1 protein-coding gene is annotated in these 274 nt (G+C 45.6%); it reads right to left on the bottom strand.

Annotated features, from left to right (window positions below; translation table 11 throughout):
* Positions 1 to 274, bottom strand: a 274-nt coding sequence (locus AAEY57_RS19965) for an FAD-binding domain-containing protein (protein WP_350608662.1), incomplete at both ends; no start/stop codon positions are given.

The following is a 274-nucleotide window of genomic DNA, read 5'->3' as shown; positions in this document are numbered from 1 at the left end:
CCTTTGCGCCAATCTATAAGTAGGTGTTTAGTTAAAAAGCTAGCAACCACCATGCGTAAACGGTTATGCATCCACCCGGTTTGCAAGAGTTGCCTCATCGCAGCGTCAACAAGCGGGTAACCTGTGCGGCCTTCGCACCATGCTTTAAATTCGTCATCGCTGCTACGCCAAACTACCGCGTTATACTTTTCGTTAAAATTATCGCCACGCGAAAGCTTTGGAAATTGCGCAATTAAATGCCGATAAAATTCACGCCAAATAAGCTCATTAACCC

It is taken from the genome of Pseudoalteromonas sp. MER144-MNA-CIBAN-0113, assembly GCF_040308965.1.
GTDB classification, from domain to species: domain Bacteria; phylum Pseudomonadota; class Gammaproteobacteria; order Enterobacterales; family Alteromonadaceae; genus Pseudoalteromonas; species Pseudoalteromonas tetraodonis.
Note: the sequence above shows the minus strand (reverse complement) of the source record. Positions and strands in the feature narration are given on the sequence as shown.